The 17,334-nt window shown below is 70.4% G+C and carries 13 protein-coding genes; 9 read left to right on the top strand and 4 right to left on the bottom strand.

Annotation, left to right across the window (positions count from 1 at the left end):
* Nucleotides 1-106: 106 nt before the first annotated feature.
* Nucleotides 107-4,099 (bottom strand): type VII secretion protein EccCa, encoded by a 3,993-nt coding sequence (gene eccCa / locus ACIBAF_RS24390; protein ID WP_399465604.1) that lies wholly within the window; start codon nucleotides 4,097-4,099, stop codon nucleotides 107-109.
* 229 nt (nucleotides 4,100-4,328) lie between these two features.
* On the opposite strand from eccCa, the gene eccD reads away from it, so the two are divergent.
* A complete protein-coding gene (eccD, locus tag ACIBAF_RS24395; protein WP_399465606.1) occupies nucleotides 4,329-5,840 on the top strand; it encodes a type VII secretion integral membrane protein EccD in 1,512 nt (503 codons plus the stop codon).
* A 138-nt stretch (nucleotides 5,841-5,978) separates the two neighbouring features.
* Here the strand turns inward: eccD and ACIBAF_RS24400 are convergent, their stop codons facing one another.
* On the bottom strand, nucleotides 5,979-6,272 hold the full coding sequence (locus ACIBAF_RS24400) for a DUF397 domain-containing protein (protein WP_399465608.1): 294 nt from the start codon (nucleotides 6,270-6,272) through the stop codon (nucleotides 5,979-5,981).
* 287 nt (nucleotides 6,273-6,559) lie between these two features.
* Here ACIBAF_RS24400 and rpsO point away from each other — a divergent pair, with 287 nt between their 5' ends.
* From rpsO to ACIBAF_RS24425, 5 genes are all read left to right on the top strand, one after another.
* Nucleotides 6,560-6,847 carry a 30S ribosomal protein S15 gene (rpsO, locus tag ACIBAF_RS24405; RefSeq protein ID WP_003993372.1) on the top strand — a complete coding sequence of 96 codons (288 nt, stop codon included), beginning with the start codon at nucleotides 6,560-6,562 and terminating at the stop codon, nucleotides 6,845-6,847.
* 384 nt (nucleotides 6,848-7,231) lie between these two features.
* Nucleotides 7,232-9,475, top strand: a complete 2,244-nt coding sequence (locus tag ACIBAF_RS24410; RefSeq protein ID WP_399465609.1) for a polyribonucleotide nucleotidyltransferase — start codon at nucleotides 7,232-7,234, stop codon at nucleotides 9,473-9,475.
* Nucleotides 9,472-10,851, top strand: coding sequence for a pitrilysin family protein (locus tag ACIBAF_RS24415; RefSeq protein ID WP_079659127.1), 1,380 nt, complete (start codon nucleotides 9,472-9,474; stop codon nucleotides 10,849-10,851). The genes ACIBAF_RS24410 and ACIBAF_RS24415 overlap by 4 nt, the downstream gene beginning before the upstream one ends.
* A gap of 27 nt (nucleotides 10,852-10,878) precedes the next feature.
* A complete protein-coding gene (dapB, locus tag ACIBAF_RS24420) occupies nucleotides 10,879-11,631 on the top strand; it encodes a 4-hydroxy-tetrahydrodipicolinate reductase (RefSeq protein WP_399465610.1) in 753 nt (250 codons plus the stop codon).
* A gap of 13 nt (nucleotides 11,632-11,644) precedes the next feature.
* Complete coding sequence (locus tag ACIBAF_RS24425) at nucleotides 11,645-12,100, top strand: hypothetical protein (RefSeq protein WP_079659125.1); 456 nt, start codon at nucleotides 11,645-11,647, stop codon at nucleotides 12,098-12,100.
* Between the two features lie 115 nt (nucleotides 12,101-12,215).
* On the opposite strand, the gene ACIBAF_RS24430 is transcribed toward ACIBAF_RS24425, so the two are convergent.
* Together ACIBAF_RS24430 and ACIBAF_RS24435 are read right to left on the bottom strand one after the other, a co-directional pair.
* On the bottom strand, nucleotides 12,216-12,770 hold the full coding sequence (locus ACIBAF_RS24430) for a hypothetical protein (protein WP_399465611.1): 555 nt from the start codon (nucleotides 12,768-12,770) through the stop codon (nucleotides 12,216-12,218).
* 92 nt (nucleotides 12,771-12,862) lie between these two features.
* Nucleotides 12,863-13,099, bottom strand: a complete 237-nt coding sequence (locus ACIBAF_RS24435) for a hypothetical protein (RefSeq protein ID WP_399465612.1) — start codon at nucleotides 13,097-13,099, stop codon at nucleotides 12,863-12,865.
* 203 nt (nucleotides 13,100-13,302) lie between these two features.
* On the opposite strand from ACIBAF_RS24435, the gene thyX reads away from it, so the two are divergent.
* The 3 genes from thyX (at nucleotide 13,303) to ACIBAF_RS24450 (ending at nucleotide 16,971) form a co-directional block, all read left to right on the top strand.
* Complete coding sequence (gene thyX, locus ACIBAF_RS24440; RefSeq protein WP_399465613.1) at nucleotides 13,303-14,043, top strand: FAD-dependent thymidylate synthase; 741 nt, start codon at nucleotides 13,303-13,305, stop codon at nucleotides 14,041-14,043.
* A gap of 214 nt (nucleotides 14,044-14,257) precedes the next feature.
* On the top strand, nucleotides 14,258-15,157 hold the full coding sequence (gene dapA / locus ACIBAF_RS24445) for a 4-hydroxy-tetrahydrodipicolinate synthase (RefSeq protein ID WP_399465614.1): 900 nt from the start codon (nucleotides 14,258-14,260) through the stop codon (nucleotides 15,155-15,157).
* Between the two features lie 128 nt (nucleotides 15,158-15,285).
* Entirely contained in the window at nucleotides 15,286-16,971 is a 1,686-nt protein-coding gene (locus tag ACIBAF_RS24450) for a ribonuclease J (RefSeq protein ID WP_399465615.1), read from the top strand.
* Nucleotides 16,972-17,334 lie beyond the last annotated feature (363 nt).

Raw genomic sequence — 17,334 nt, forward strand, 5'->3', positions numbered from 1 at the left:
AGCCAGATCCGTGAACTCGGTTCAAGTGAGTTCACGGATCTCACCATACTTTCCACAACTCACCGCACGCGGCTTGACGGGGGGCAGGTGAGGCGAGGCCCGCCAACTACGCCCCCTCATCCGCCCCCTCATCCACCCCCTCCGGCACCCACCCCACCTGCACCAACGGCTTCCCCCGCCGCCGCGACACAAAGACCCCCCGCCCCGCAGGCATCGGACGAGGCCGTACGCCCCCCAGGAGGTCCCCCTCCCCGGGGTCGCCCGCCAACACCACGCCCTGGGCGCCCAGTTCCTTGATGCGCTGCATGAACGCCTCGTACGACGCCCGCCCCGCGCCCGCCGTCGACCGGGCGACGATGAACCGCACGCCCACGTCCCGGGCGAACGGCAGCAGCTCCGTCAGTCCGGCCAGCGGATTGCCGCTCGACGTCGCGACCAGGTCGTAGTCGTCGATGACGACGAACACCGTCGGCCCCCGCCACCAGCTCCGGTCCCGGAGTTGCTGTGCCGTCACGTCGGCCGTCGGCGTCCGGCGCTTCATCAGGTCGGCCAGCGCGGCCATGTGATGCTCCATGGCGTTGGACATCGGGATGTACTCCGCCAGGTGGGAGGACGGGGTCACATCCAGCAGGGACCGCCTGTTGTCGACGACGAACAGCTTGCACTCGTCGCCCGAGTAGCGCTCCGTCAATTGCTTGATCAGCAGCCGCAGCAGGTTCGACTTGCCGGACTCGCTCTCGCCGAAGACGAGGAAGAACGGGTCCTGCTCGAAGTCGACGAAGACCGGTTCGAGGGCGTTCTCGTCGAGGGCGAAGGCGACCCCGCGGCGCGGGAATCGGCTCCCCGGCGGCAGCGAGGCGGCCGGGAACTCGCGTGGCAGCAGCCGTACTTCGGGAGCCGGCGCCGCCTGCCAGTGTCGGGAGACCTCCGTGGCCAGCGCCTGGGTGGCGTCGGAGAGGTCGGTGTCGGAGGTGAGGCCGTCGATCCGCGGCACCGCCGCCATGAAGTGCAGCTTCTGCGGGGACTGGCCGCGGCCCGGAACGCCCGCCGGGACGTTCGCGGCGACCTTGCGGTCGATCTCGGAGTCCATCGTGTCGCCGAGCCGCAGCTCCAGGCGGTTCATCAGGTGGTCCTTGAGGGCGGCCCTGACCTCCATCGAACGCGAGGCGGTCAGGACCAGGTGGATGCCGTAGCCGAGACCGCGCGCCGCGATCTCGTGGATGATCTGGTCCATCGCCTCGTAGTCCGCGCGGAAGTTGCCCCACCCGTCGATGACCAGGAAGACGTCGCCCCACGGCTGGTCCGTCACCGAGATGTCGCCCCGCGCCCGCCTGGCCCGGAAGTCCGCGATCGACGGGATCCCGGCCGCGCGGAAGTACTCCTCGCGGCGGGTCAGCACGCCGTACACCTCGGCCACCGTGCGCCGCACCCGCTCCGGGTCCAGCCGCGAGGCGATCCCGCCCACGTGCGGCAGGCCGGCCACTGTCGCCATGCCGCCGCCGCCGAAGTCGAGGCCGTAGAACTGGACCTCGTGCGGGGTGTGGGTGAGGGCGAACGCCGAGATCAGCGAACGCACCAGCGTCGACTTGCCGGACTGCGGGCCGCCGACGATCTGCATATGGCCGGCCGCGCCGGAGAAGTCCACCCAGAGGGAGTCGCGGCGCTGCTCGAACGGCTTGTCGACCAGGCCGACCGGCACGACCAGCCGGCCCGCCCCCTCGTAGCCCGGCTGCGTCAGCCCGCGTTCCGGAACGGCCGTGAGCCCGGGCAGGAGCGCGTCCAGCGACGGCGGGCTGTCCAGCGGCGGCAGCCACACCTGGTGCGCCGCCGGGCCCTGCGCCTCCAGCCGGCGCACGATCACGTCGAGGACAGTATCGGCGAGCGCCTCGTCGACCTCGGGACCCTCCCCGGAACGCAGTTGCTGCGGCACGGCCGCGTACCGCACCGGCACCTCGGCCGACGTGAACAGCACCGGCCGCCGGTCCACCGGCAGCGGGCCGCCGCCCGCCGCCGCCCGCTGACCGCCCGAGCGGTAGACCCCGGACACGTACGCCGCCTTGAACCGCACCATTTCGTCCGTGCCGAACTTCAGGAACCCCGAACCCGGCACGTTCGGCAGCGAGTACGCGTCGGGCACGCCCAGCGCCGCCCGCGACTCCGCCGCGGAGAAGGTGCGCAGACCGACGCGGTACGACAGGTAGGTCTCCAGGCCGCGCAGCCGCCCCTCCTCCAGGCGCTGCGAGGCCAGCAGCAGGTGCACGCCGAGCGAGCGGCCGATCCGGCCGATCTGCACGAACATCTCGATGAAGTCCGGCTTCGCCGTCAGCAGCTCGCTGAACTCGTCGATCACCAGGACCAGGGAGGGGATCGGCTGCAGGGCGGCGCCCGCGGCCCGCGCCTTCTCGTAGTCGTGGATGTTGGCGTAGTTGCCCGCGTCCCGCAGCAGCTCCTGACGGCGGTTGAGCTCGCCCCGGATGGAGTCGCCCATCCGGTCGACCAGCGTCAGATCGTCCGCCAGGTTGGTGATGACGGCCGCCACGTGCGGCATCTGCGCCATGCCGGCGAAGGTCGCGCCGCCCTTGAAGTCGGCGAGGACGAAGTTCAGGGTCTCGGAGGAGTGGGTGACCGCCAGGCCCAGCACCAGGGTGCGCAGCAGTTCGGACTTGCCGGAGCCCGTCGCGCCCACGCACAGCCCGTGCGGCCCCATGCCCTCCTGCGCCGCCTCCTTCAGGTCCAGCATCACCGGACGGCCGTCCTCGCCCACCCCGATTGGCACCCGCAGCCGCTCCGCCAGCGAACGCGGCCGCCAGGTGCGCGACGGGTCCACGGACGCCGCGTCCCCGAGGCTCAGCAGGTCGGTGAACTCCAGGTTGGCCAGCAGCGGCTCGTCGTCGTCCCCGCCGGAGGCCATCCGCAGCGGGGCGAGCTGCCGCGCGAGCGCCTCGGCGGACTCCGGCGAGAGGGCGTCGGGCGTCCCCTCGTAGACCGCCCCGTGCGCCGACTCCAGCCGCAACGCGCCGGGCTGTACGACGATGTCCAGCTCGCCGCCCGCCCCCGTGAGCTCACCGGGCACGATCTCCAGCACCGTCACGCCCTGCAGGCCTTCAGGGTTGGCCAGGACCGAGTCCGGGGGCAGGGAGACGCCGTCCAGGACGACGACGATGTGCGGTTCGTCGGGCAGCGGCGCGGCGTTCGGATGGAACCGCGGCCGGCCGGCGAGCCGCGCCCCGAGCAGCTGCTCCAGCTCACGGGTGTCGGCGCCGATCAGCCTGCGGCTGCCCGCCCCGTCCACGGCGCCGGCGGCCTGGACGTGCGGCAGCCACTTGGCCCAGTCCCAGTGCGGCAGTTCCTCCCGGCCCGCCGCGACGACGAGGACCAGGTCCTGCGACGAGTGCAGCGCCGCCAGCGAACCGGCCAGCGCCCGGGCACAGGAGCGCACCGACCGCGGCTCACCGCTGACCGTGACGTGGTAGAAGGCGCGCAGCGACACGGCCATCGGCAGGTCGTCCAGGCTGTCGTGGACGGCGATGAAGCGCTGCAGCGCGCCCGCGGTCAGCGGCTCCAGCTGCTCCACCGGGCCGGTCTCGGGGGCCAGCAGCGGGGTGGCCAGCGCCTGGACGCCCAGGCCGACGCGGACCTGGGCGAAGTCCTCGTCCCCGGGCCGCCGTTCCCACACCCGGCTGCCCTCGGCGACCAGCGCCCACAGCTGCTCGGGGGAGGGGTGCAGGTAGTACTGCGCGTCCCGCTGGGCCCGCGCGGTGTCGAGCGCGGTGCGCCGGGTCTGCGCCAGATAGCCCAGGTAGTCCCGGCGCATGTCCGCCAACTGCCCCTGCGAGCCGCGGCGGAAGCGCACCACCATCGCGATCGACATCGCCACCGTCGAGGCGATCATGACCATGCCCATGATCCTCATGAACGGCTGCCCGCTCGTGAAGAAGAAGACCACCGAGCCGCCCATGCCGAGCGTCGGCAGGAGTTGCATCAGCACGCTCTCCTGATGCCCCCGCGGCAGCTCCGGCGGAGGCTGCAGCACGACCTCGCCCGTGGGCACCTCGGACGGCAGCGCCCGTGGCGGACGCTTCACGACGATATGGCTCACTGCTCACCAATCCCCTTGCGAGGCCCCCGAAGTACCGTCCGCCACCCCGTGTCAGGCGGACGCAGGCCGCCGCGTGATCCTACTGACTGCCCCTGCGACCAGAGGGCGGTAGGGTGCCGGATGTTCGCGTGAGCACACCCGCGGGCCGCCCGGCGCACGCACCGGAGCGGGACTCCACACTGCACATTCACACCGTCGACGCGGAACCATCACTGAGGGGGAGCAGCAGGTGAGTATCGCGGCCTCCGCGGCAGCCACCGGAGAAGGGCGCGGCGCCGCAGCCGCTCCCGCGGCGGGGACGGGGCTCGGCTTCTGCCGGGTCACCATCGTCGCCCCCGACAGCCGGATCGACGTGGCTCTGCCCGACGACGTCCCCGTCGCCGACATCTACCCGGAGATCCTCAGGCTGTCCCGGCAGAGCCCCGCCGAGGGCGCCCCGGTCGGCTACCACCTCGTCCGCCGGGACGGCGCCGTCCTCGACAGTTCACGGTCGTTCGCCGCCCAGCACATCCTTGACGGCGAACTCCTCACCCTGCGCCCCTTCGCCGAGTCACTGCCGCCCGCCGTCTTCGACGACGTGTCCGAGGCGGTCGCCTCCGCCGTGACGCGCGAGCACACCCTGTGGAGCGGCGACCTGACCCGCGCCGCGGGCCTCGTCGGCGGAGGCGTCCTGCCGGCTCTGCTCGCCTTCGTGGCCTGGACCGGCGACCCGCACCACGACATGCACGGCCTGCCCGGCGTCCTCGCCGCGGTCGTCGGCGTCCTGCTGGTCGCCCTCGCCTGCGTCCGGGCCCGCGTCTACGACGACCGCGGCTCCGCCGTCGCCCTGGGACTCGGCGCCCTGCCGGGCGTGGCGGTCGCGGGCTCCGGGCTGCTCCCGCTCGCCGACGGCCAGGGCATCGGCAAGCTCCAGTTCCTGCTGGCCTGCGCGGCGGTCCTGCTGGCCTCGGTGCTGCTCACCCTGTGCTCGCCGCGCGGCGACGGCCCCTTCGTCGCCTTCGTCGTCGCCTCCGGCGCCGGCCTGGCGGCGGTGTTCGCGGCGATCCTCGCGCACTGGACCCCGGCCGAGACGGCCGCCCTGTGCGCCCCCGTCGGCGTGGGCGCCCTGGCCTTCCTGCCCGGCCTGTCCATGCGCTTCGCCCGCCTGCCGATCGGCTTCGACGCCCCGGAGTCCGGCGCGCGCAGCGCCTACGGCGCCGACCCGACGCCCCGCGAACCGGTCGACGCCGAGCGGATCGCCGCCCAGGCCCGCCGCGGCCACGAACTTCTGGTGGGCCTGGTCGGCGGCTGCGCGGCGATCACCGTCGGCGCCTGCACGGTCCTCGGCTTCTCCGACGACGTCTGGGCCCAGCTCCTCGCGCTGGCCACCGGCATCGCCCTGCTGATGCGCGCCCACCTGTTCCGCTACACCGCCCAGGTCGCCCCCGTGCTGGCCGCGGGCCTCGCCTCCCTCGTCCTGCTCGGACTCGGCCTGGCCCTCAAGCCGCCCCACTCGGCGATCCGCGCCGCCCTCGCAGGCGACCGCGCCGACCTGGACATCCGTACGATCTGGCTCGTCGCCGCGATCGCCGCTGCCTCCGCGATCGTCACCGCGGTCGGCCTGATCGCCTCGCGGGGCGGTCTCACGCCGTTCTGGGGCCGGTTCACGGAGATCGCCGAGGGCTTCGTCCTGCTGACCCTCGTACCGCTGGCGCTGGCCGTCTTCGACGTGTACGCGACCGCCCGCTCGATGACGGGCTGACCCGCGGCCGAACGCGAAGAAGCAGCCGTGACGATCGCCGTCACGGCTGCTCCACCACTGCGCGCCTGCGCTTTGTGCCGCGCCCCGCTCGCTCCGCGCCCCCGCTCGCTCCGCGCCCCCGCTCGCTCCGCGACCGCGCTACTCCGCCGCCAGACCCCCGTTGTGCGGCGCCGGCTCCAGATCGAACTCGCCGTCCCGGGCGCCCAGCACGAAGGCCCGCCACTCCGCCTCGGTGTACCGCAGCACCGTCCCCGGGTCGAGCGACGACCGCATCGCCACGGCCCCGTCGGGCAGCTCGGCGATCTCGACGCGCTCCTCGTGCTCCTCCGTGCCCGGAGCGCACTTCCACTCGACGCCGGAGATGTCGAGCGCGTACAGCTCGTCGCGCTCCCGCTCCTTGCGCGCCTTGGTCTGCTCTTCCGTCTCCGCCATGCCGCAACGGCCCCTTCCCGACGTACGAAAACGATCTGTGCGTTCACCCTAGTGGCCGGGGCCGCGCCGCCTTCCGGCTTTTGCGGACCCGTGCGAGGACGCCCCCGACTGCCTGGTACCCTCAATGACGGCCGTTTGTGTACGCACCCCCGGAAGAACCCTCAGGCACTCCCTGAAGGCTCTGGAGGTCGCGCCCAGCGGATCCCCGCCTCCCGAGTAACGGAAGCTCCCCCGAGACACAGACCGGGGGCACTCGATGGCCACTGAAAAGACTACGAGGAGTACGCGTGCCGCTCGACGCCGCTACGAAGAAGCAGATCATCACCGAGTTCGGCCAGAAGGAGGGCGACACCGGCTCCCCCGAGGTCCAGGTCGCCATGCTGTCGCGCCGGATCTCGGACCTGACCGAGCACCTCAAGACCCACAAGCACGACCACCACTCCCGTCGTGGTCTGCTGATCCTGGTCGGTCAGCGTCGCCGCCTGCTGCAGTACCTCGCCAAGAAGGACATCCAGCGCTTCCGTGCGCTGGTCGACCGCCTCGGCATCCGCCGCGGTGCGGCGGGCGCCAAGTAGGACGCCGTGAGGGGAGCGGTTCCCGTGATCATCGGGACCGCTCCCTTTTGCTGTACGCACGACAGGACGCATGGCAGGGGCCGTCGTACACCCCGCCTTCGTGCGGAAACGTGCGGAGTGTCACCAACGCTTTGTAGTGTGGTAGCACAACGCAATACGTACGACACAGCGTGATGACGTGTACTCGCTGCGGGTAAACGTCACCACGCACACCGAACGAGGAGAAGCGCACCTCACCGCCGCCGGTCCTCGGTAGTGGCCCCCGGGAAAGAGATCCCCGGGTGCTTCGATCGAAGACCGGCCCGCACCGCACGGCGCGCCTCTCCGCAACCGTCCCCCTGCCACACGGGCAGAGCGCGGGACGAAGACGAGGAGAAAACGCTAGTGGAGAACGAGACCCACTACGCCGAGGCCGTCATCGACAACGGCTCCTTCGGCACCCGCACCATCCGCTTCGAGACGGGCCGCCTGGCCAAGCAGGCCGCCGGCTCCGCCGTGGCGTACCTGGACGACGACACCATGGTGCTGTCGGCCACCACCGCCTCCAAGAACCCCAAGGACCAGCTCGACTTCTTCCCCCTCACGGTGGACGTCGAGGAGCGGATGTACGCCGCCGGCAAGATCCCCGGCAGCTTCTTCCGCCGTGAGGGCCGTCCCTCCGAGGACGCCATCCTCACCTGCCGCCTGATCGACCGCCCGCTGCGCCCGTCCTTCAAGAAGGGCCTGCGCAACGAGATCCAGGTCGTCGCCACGATCATGGCGCTCAACCCCGACCACCTGTACGACGTCGTGGCGATCAACGCCGCCTCCGCGTCCACCCAGTTGGCCGGTCTGCCCTTCTCCGGCCCGATCGGCGGCGTCCGCGTCGCGCTGATCAACGGCCAGTGGGTCGCGTTCCCGACGCACACCGAGCTCGAGGACGCCGTCTTCGACATGGTCGTCGCCGGTCGCGTCCTGGAGGACGGCGACGTCGCGATCATGATGGTCGAGGCTGAGGCCACCGAGAAGACCATCCAGCTGGTCAAGGGCGGCGCCGAGGCGCCGACCGAGGAGGTCGTCGCCTCCGGTCTGGACGCCGCGAAGCCCTTCATCAAGGTGCTCTGCAAGGCCCAGGCCGACCTCGCCGCCAAGGCCGCCAAGCCCACCGGCGAGTTCCCGGTCTTCCTCGACTACCAGGACGACGTCCTGGAGGCGCTCACCGCCGCCGTCCGCCCGGAGCTGGCCTCCGCGCTGACCATCGCGGGCAAGCAGGAGCGCGAGGCCGAGCTGGACCGCGTCAAGGGTCTGGCCGCCGAGAAGCTCCTGCCGGAGTTCGAGGGCCGCGAGAAGGAGATCTCCGCCGCGTACCGCTCGCTGACCAAGTCCCTGGTCCGTGAGCGCGTCATCAAGGAGAAGAAGCGCATCGACGGCCGCGGGCTGACGGACATCCGTACGCTCGCCGCCGAGGTCGAGGCCATCCCGCGCGTGCACGGCTCGGCGCTGTTCGAGCGTGGCGAGACCCAGATCCTGGGCGTCACCACCCTCAACATGCTGCGCATGGAGCAGCAGCTGGACACCCTCTCCCCGGTGACCCGCAAGCGCTACATGCACAACTACAACTTCCCGCCGTACTCCGTCGGCGAGACCGGCCGCGTCGGCTCCCCCAAGCGCCGCGAGATCGGCCACGGCGCGCTCGCCGAGCGCGCCATCGTGCCGGTCCTGCCGACGCGCGAGGAGTTCCCCTACGCGATCCGCCAGGTGTCCGAGGCCCTCGGCTCCAACGGCTCGACGTCCATGGGCTCGGTCTGCGCCTCCACCATGTCGCTGCTGAACGCCGGTGTGCCCCTGAAGGCCCCCGTCGCCGGCATCGCCATGGGCCTGATCTCCCAGGAGATCAACGGCGAGACGCACTACGTCGCCCTCACCGACATCCTCGGTGCGGAGGACGCCTTCGGCGACATGGACTTCAAGGTCGCCGGCACCAAGGAGTTCGTCACCGCCCTCCAGCTCGACACCAAGCTGGACGGCATCCCGGCCTCCGTCCTGGCCGCGGCCCTCAAGCAGGCCCGCGACGCCCGCCTCCACATCCTCGACGTGATGATGGAAGCGATCGACACGCCGGACGAGATGTCCCCCAACGCCCCGCGGATCATCACCGTCAAGATCCCCGTGGACAAGATCGGCGAGGTCATCGGCCCCAAGGGCAAGATGATCAACCAGATCCAGGAGGACACCGGCGCCGAGATCACGATCGAGGACGACGGCACCATCTACATCGGCGCCGCCGACGGCCCGGCCGCCGAGGCCGCCCGCGCCACGATCAACGGCATCGCCAACCCGACCATGCCGGAGGTCGGCGAGCGCTACCTGGGCACCGTCGTGAAGACGACGACCTTCGGCGCGTTCGTGTCGCTGCTCCCGGGCAAGGACGGTCTGCTGCACATCTCGCAGATCCGCAAGCTCGCCGGCGGCAAGCGCGTGGAGAACGTCGAGGACGTCCTCGGTGTGGGCCAGAAGGTCCAGGTCGAGATCGCCGAGATCGACTCCCGCGGCAAGCTCTCCCTGATCCCCGTGGTCGAGGGCGAAGGCGAGTCCGACAGCGGCTCCGCCGCGGGTGACGACGACAAGAAGGACGACACCGACAAGTGACGTCTCGTAGCTCCACGGCGACGGCCCGCACCTCTTCGGAGGCGCGGGCCGTCGCCCGTACCCAAACCCTGATCAAGGGCACGGCCGGCATCGGCGTCGTCCGCAAGACCACCCTCCCGGGCGGCCTGCGGATCGTCACCGAAACCCTCCCCTCGGTGCGCTCGGCCACCTTCGGCATCTGGGCGCACGTAGGCTCCCGCGACGAGACGCCGTCCCTGAACGGCGCCACGCACTACCTGGAGCACCTCCTCTTCAAGGGGACGACCCGCAGGTCCGCGCTGGACATCTCCTCCGCGCTCGACGCGGTCGGCGGCGAGATGAACGCGTTCACCGCGAAGGAGTACACGTGCTACTACGCGCGCGTGCTCGACACCGACCTGCCGCTCGCCATCGACGTCGTCTGCGACATGCTGACCGGCTCGCTCATCCTCGAAGAGGACGTCAACGTCGAGCGCGGCGCGATCCTCGAAGAGATCGCGATGACCGAGGACGACCCCGGCGACTGCGTCCACGACCTCTTCGCCCACACGATGTTCGGCGACAACGCCCTCGGCCGCCCGGTCCTCGGCACGGTCGACACGGTCAACGCCCTCACCGCCGACCGCATCCGCCGCTTCTACAAGAAGCACTACGACCCCACCCACCTCGTGGTCGCGGCCGCCGGCAACATCGACCACAACAAGGTCGTACGCCAGGTCCGCGCGGCCTTCGAGAAGGCGGGCGCCCTCAACAGCCCCGACGCCGCACCCATCGCCCCGCGCGACGGACGGCGCGCGATCCGCACCGCCGGCCGCGTCGAGCTGATCGGCCGCAAGACCGAGCAGGCGCACGTCGTCCTCGGCATGCCCGGCCTGGCCCGCACGGACGACCGCCGCTGGGCCCTCGGCGTGCTCAACACGGCCCTCGGCGGCGGCATGTCGTCGCGCCTGTTCCAGGAAGTCCGCGAGAAGCGCGGCCTGGCCTACAGCGTGTACTCGTACACCTCCGGCTTCGCCGACTGCGGCCTCTTCGGCGTGTACGCGGGCTGCCGGCCCTCGCAGGTCCACGACGTGCTGAAGATCTGCCGGGACGAACTCGACCAGGTCGCCGAGCAGGGCCTGTCCGACGACGAGATCGGCCGCGCCATCGGCCAGCTCAGGGGCTCCACGGTCCTCGGCCTGGAGGACACCGGCGCCCTCATGAACCGCATCGGCAAGAGCGAGCTGTGCTGGGGCGAGCAGATGTCGGTCGACGACATGCTGACCCGGATAGCGGCCGTGACCCCGGACGAGGTGCGGGCCGTGGCCCGCGACATCCTGGGCCGACGCCCGTCGCTGTCGGTCATCGGACCGCTCAAGGACAAGCAGGCCTCCCGGCTGCACGACGCTGTGGCCTGATCCACTCCCGTAAGGAAAACGAGAACGATGAGCAAGCTGCGCGTGGCGGTCCTCGGCGCCAACGGCCGGATCGGCTCCGAGGCGGTACGGGCGGTCGAGGCCGCCGAGGACATGGAACTGGTGGCCGCCCTCGGCCGCGGCGACAAGCTTCAGACGCTGACCGAGACCGGTGCCCAGGTCGCGGTCGAACTGACCACGCCCGCCTCGGTCATGGACAACCTCGACTACTGCGTGCGGCACGGCATCCACGCCGTGGTCGGCACGACCGGCTGGACCGACGAGCGCCTCGCACAGCTCAAGGGCTGGCTGGCCGGGTCCCCGGAGACGGGCGTGCTCATCGCGCCCAACTTCTCCATCGGGGCCGTCCTCACCATGAAGTTCGCCCAGATCGCCGCCCCGTACTTCGAATCCGTCGAGGTCGTCGAACTCCACCACCCGAACAAGGTGGACGCCCCGTCCGGCACCGCCACCCGCACCGCCCAGCTCATCGCCGAGGCTCGCCGCGCGGCGGGCACCGCCCCCGCGCCCGACGCCACCGCGACCGCCTTGGACGGCGCGCGGGGAGCCAGCGTGGACGGCATCCCCGTGCACGCCGTCCGCCTGCGCGGCCTGCTGGCCCACCAGGAGGTCCTGCTGGGCGGCGAGGGCGAGACCCTCACGGTCCGCCACGACTCGCTGCACCACAGCAGCTTCATGCCGGGCATCCTGCTGGGCGCCCGCCGGGTCGTGACGACTCCGGGCCTCACCTTCGGCCTGGAACACTTCCTGGACCTCGGCTGAGACCGAGACCGACATGCGAGCCAAGCTCTCCTACGCCCTCACGGCCGCCGTCCTGGTCTTCTACTTCGTCCTGGTCGGCAGCCGCGGCGTCATGCTCATACAGTCCGGCACGCTGCTGACCGTCACCTTCGGTGTGGCGGTGCTGATCCTGCCGGTCATCGGCGTCTGGTTCCTGTGGAAGAACACCCAGTTCGTCCGCCGCGCCAACGCCCTCGCCGCCGAACTCGACGCCGAAGGCGGCCTGCCCGTCGACGAGCTGAAGCGCACCCCGGGCGGTCGTGTCGACCGCGACTCGGCCGACGAGGTCTTCGCCAAGCGCAAGGCCGAGACCGAGGCGGCCCCCGACGACTGGCGCAGCTGGTTCCGCCTCGCCGTCGCCTACCACGACGCCCGCGACACCCCGCGCGCCCGCAAGGCGATGCAACGGGCGATCAGCCTGCACGACGGCAAGCACATCGAGCCGGCCTGAGCCGGCCTGAGCCGACGTCCGTCCGGCGCACCGCGCAGAACGCGACGGGGCCGAGAACGCGAAGGGGCCGACCCGCACCTGTGGCGGACCGGCCCCTTCGTGCGTGTGCGCGGAATCAGCCGCTGCGGTTCTCCGCGGCCCATGCCTCGACCGCGTCCGACGCCCGGTCGAACGCCTCGGGGCGCGACAGGAAGTCCGCCCCGTGCGTGGTCAGCAGCTGCGCGCCCGCCTCGGCGGGCCGATCCCGCCGCACGACGGTCAGGGCCTGCCCCTGGACGGTCCGCGGCAGCCCCAGCCAGCGCACCGGCTGCTGCACGGTCCGCACGGCCACGACCCGGTCCCACGGCAGCGTGCGTGTGAAGAGGAAGCTCACGTGCCGCAGCCCGCGGTCGCTCACCCACACGCCCACCCGCAGCAGCCGCAGCGCGCAGGCGATCACCAGCAAAGAGCAGCCGAAGACCGCGCCGGCCTCCGACACCGACCCCGTCAACGCGATGATGACGGCCGCGAACAGCACGTACGAGGCGAGCAGCAGCGCCAACGCAGCCACCCCGACCCTCCAGGGCCCGGGCCGGTAGGGGCGCCGCCAGCGCTCACGGTCGTCGAAGGGCAACGCGACGTCCTCCGCCGCCTCGAATGCGCGGTCGGCCGTCAGGAAGGGCAGGGGCACGGCTGGTCCTCACTCGATCCATGCTGGGGCTGTGCCCGGTGAGGCTATCCGCCTGTGTCCCCGCTCACCACTATCGGGGGGTCCGGATGGAGTCAGCGCCCTTGGGACGCCTGTGACTGCTGCGTCTCGGAGGAGTGGTCCAGGCTCAGCGCCGGCATCCCGATGACCAGGGAGCCGACGAGCGCGGCCACGATGGTGAGCCCCAGCAGCCACCGCCCGGCTATCTGACTCACGGAGGACCGCTCGGGAGGCGGGGGAGCGACATTGCTACGGAACCTGTCGGCCTCGGCGAGGAAGGCGAAGGGTACGGGTTCACGCCGGCGGAACATGGTGGGTACTTCCTCCTGGGAGCTTTCGAGTGGACGCTGTCACTGGACGTCGTCACTGATACAGACGAGCGAGTGCCCGAAAACGTGCCCAATATCGGCAGACGTCCCGCATGAATCTCGCGGCATGCCCGTGACCGTTCGGCTCAACGGCCCCCGTAAAGTTGGCGCCGCTCCGAAGACGCGATGGAAGGACCCTCCGCACCGTGACCGACACCCCAGCCGATGACCTCAAGCCCGGCTTCCGCAGTGATGTCACCGTCGAGCTGATCAAGCACACGGCCTCCGACGCCGACGTGCTGTTCGCCGCCCGCGTCTCCACGGCCGGGGAGCAGTCGCTGGACGAGCTGGGCAAGGACCCCGAGCGCTCCAAGGGCCTGATCAACTACCTGATGCGGGACCGGCACGGCAGCCCGTTCGAGCACAACTCGATGACCTTCTTCATCAGCGCCCCGATCTTCGTCTTCCGTGAGTTCATGCGGCACCGCGTGGGCTGGTCGTACAACGAGGAGTCGGGCCGCTACCGGGAGCTCCAGCCGGTCTTCTACGTCCCGGACGTCTCCCGCAAGCTGGTCCAGGAGGGCCGCCCCGGCAAGTACGTCTTCGTCGAGGGCACCCAGGCGCAGCAGGAACTGGTCGGCCGCACCATGGAGGACTCCTACCGCCAGGCCTACGAGGCCTACCAGGAGATGCTCGCCGCCGGCGTCGCCCGCGAGGTCGCCCGCGCGGTCCTCCCGGTCGGACTGTTCTCCTCGATGTACGCCACCTGCAACGCCCGCTCGCTGATGCACTTCCTCGGCCTGCGCACCCAGCACGAGCTGGCGAAGGTCCCGTCCTTCCCGCAGCGGGAGATCGAGATGGTGGGCGAGAAGATGGAGGCGGAGTGGGCCAAGCTCATGCCCCTGACGTACGCCGCCTTCAACGCCAACGGCCGCGTCGCGCCGTAACGGACGTAACGAAGTCGAGCGACGGAGACGTATGTACGGATCATCCGGGCGAAGTGTCCGTATTGCGGCATTTGGAGAAGTTCATCTAGCCTGATCAAACGGACCCGGCACTGCTTGAACCCCCGAGCAGGCAGTGCCGGGCTCCGCATTTGTCCTGACTTTTCCGAGCCCCCGAGGGCAGACCGTGCGATGAGCACCGAGTAGCGTGTATGCCATGGCTCCGACCTCCACTCCGCAGACCCCCTTCGGGCGGGTCCTCACCGCCATGGTCACGCCCTTCACGGCGGACGGCGCACTCGACCTCGACGGCGCACAGCGGCTCGCCACCCACCTGGTGGACGCAGGCAACGACGGCCTGATCGTCAACGGCACCACCGGTGAGTCACCCACCACCAGCGACGCGGAGAAATCGGACCTGGTACGAGCCGTCCTGGAGGCCGTCGGAGACCGCGCCCACGTGGTCGCCGGCGTCGGCACCAACGACACCCACCACAGCGTCGAGCTGGCCAAGGCCGCCGAGCGGACGGGCGCGCACGGTCTGCTGGTCGTCACCCCGTACTACAACAAGCCCCCGCAGGAGGGCCTGTACCGCCACTTCACGGCCGTCGCCGACGCCGCCGAGCTGCCGGTCATGCTCTACGACATCCCCGGCCGAAGCGGCGTCCCGATCAGCACCGAGACGCTCGTCCGCCTCGCCGAGCACCCGCGGATCGTCGCCAACAAGGACGCCAAGGGCGACCTGGGCCGCGCGAGCTGGGCCATCTCGCGCTCCCGCCTCGCCTGGTACTCCGGCGACGACATGCTGAACCTGCCGCTGCTCTCCGTGGGCGCGGTCGGCTTCGTCTCGGTGGTCGGCCACGTCGTCACGCCGGACCTGCGCGCCCTCGTCGAGGCGTTCACCGCCGGTGACGTCCAGAAGGCCACCGAGATTCACCAGAAGCTGCTCCCGGTCTACACGGGCATGTTCCGCACCCAGGGCGTCATGACGACGAAGGCGGCGCTCGCCCTCCAGGGCCTGCCCGCCGGCCCGCTGCGCTCGCCCATGGTCGAGTGCTCACCCGAAGAGATCGAACAGCTCAAGATCGATCTTGCCGCGGGCGGGGTACAGCTCTGACAACGGACTTCACAACTGAATAGGCAGGCCACCGGTGCCTGCAATCCACAACGACAACTGCTTCTGCACGAACGTCATGCGCGCCACGTGCCCACCGGTACGTGGCGTGCGTGTTTGAGGAGAGTCTTTTGAGCCATCCGCATCCCGAACTCGCCCCGCCCCCGCCGCTCCCCGCGGGAGGCCTCCGGGTCACCCCACTCGGCGGCCTCGGCGAAATCGGCCGGAACATGACGGTCTTCGAGTACGGCGGCCGTCTGCTGATCGTCGACTGCGGTGTGCTGTTCCCCGAGGAGGAGCAGCCCGGAATCGACCTGATCCTGCCGGACTTCTCGTCCATCAGGGACCGCCTCGACGCCGTCGAGGGCATCGTCCTCACCCATGGCCACGAGGACCATATCGGCGCCGTCCCCTACCTCCTCCGGGAGAAGCCGGACATCCCGCTGATCGGCTCCAAGCTGACCCTCGCACTCATCGAGGCCAAGCTCCAGGAGCACCGGATCCGCCCGTACACCCTCGAAGTGGCGGAGGGGCACCGCGAGCGCATCGGTCCGTTCGACTGCGAGTTCATCGCCGTCAACCACTCGATCCCGGACGCCCTCGCGGTCGCCATCCGCACACCGGCGGGCATGGCCGTCCACACGGGCGACTTCAAGATGGACCAGCTCCCGCTGGACGGCCGTCTCACGGATCTCCACGCGTTCGCACGTCTGAGCGAGGAAGGCATCGACCTCCTGCTCTCCGACTCGACGAACGCCGAGGTCCCCGGCTTCGTACCGCCCGAGCGGGACATCTCCAACGTCCTGCGCACGGTCTTCGCGAACGCCCGCAAGCGGATCATCGTGGCGAGCTTCGCCAGCCACGTCCACCGCATCCAGCAGATCCTGGACACGGCGCACGAGTACGGCCGCCGGGTCGCCTTCGTGGGCCGTTCGATGGTCCGCAACATGGGCATTGCCCGTGACCTGGGCTATCTCAAGGTTCCGCCGGGCCTGGTCGTGGACGTCAAGACCCTCGACGACCTCCCGGACCACGAGGTGGTTCTGGTTTGTACGGGCTCCCAGGGCGAACCGATGGCGGCCCTGTCCCGCATGGCCAACCGGGACCACCAGATCCGCATCGTCCCCGGCGACACGGTGATCCTGGCGTCGTCGCTCATCCCGGGCAACGAGAACGCGGTCTACCGCGTGATCAACGGCCTGACCCGCTGGGGCGCGAACGTCGTCCACAAGGGCAACGCCAAGGTCCACGTCTCGGGCCACGCGTCCGCGGGCGAGCTCCTGTACTTCTACAACATCTGCCGTCCGAAGAACCTGATGCCGGTGCACGGCGAATGGCGCCACCTGAGGGCCAACGCCGAGCTGGGAGCCATGACCGGCGTCCCGCACGATCGCATCGTCATCGCCGAGGACGGCGTGGTCGTCGACCTGGTCGAGGGCAAGGCGAAGATCGCCGGCAAGGTCCAGGCGGGTTACGTCTACGTCGACGGGCTCTCGGTCGGTGACGTCGGCGAGCCGGCCCTGAAGGACCGGAAGATCCTGGGCGACGAGGGCATCATCTCGGTCTTCGTCGTCGTGGACTCCTCCACCGGCAAGATCACCGGCGGCCCGCACATCCAGGCCCGCGGTTCGGGCATCGAGGACTCGGCCTTCTCGGCCGTCACCCCGAAGATCGCCGAGGTGCTGGAACGCTCCGCGCAGGACGGCGTGGTCGAGCCCCACCAGCTGCAACAACTCATTCGCCGCACCCTGGGCAAGTGGGTCTCCGACACCTATCGCCGCAGGCCGATGATCCTGCCTGTGGTGGTCGAGGTCTGAGCGAGGCACGCCTCGTCGTATGCGTGAACCCGGAGCGGGGCTCCTCGATTTGCATCGAGGAGCCCCGCTCCAGTACGTTTACGGCTCCGCCCGAACGGGAACCCGGTACGCCTCGTGCTCCGGATCCACTCCCGGGAGGGGCCGGGAAAACCGACTCAGAACTTCTGATAAAGTCGGAACCGCCGGAAAGGGAAACCGCGAAACAAAAGCGGGAACCTGGAAAGCACCGAGGAAATCGGATCGAGAAAAAGATCTGATAGAGTCGGAGACGCAAGACCGAAGGGAAGCGCCCGGAGGAAAGCCTGAGAGAGTCTCTCGGGTGAGTACAAAGGAAGCGTCCGTTCCTTGAGAACTCAACAGCGT

Origin of the sequence: Streptomyces sp. NPDC051677 (assembly GCF_044453465.1) — a bacterium.
Lineage (GTDB): Bacteria > Actinomycetota > Actinomycetes > Streptomycetales > Streptomycetaceae > Streptomyces.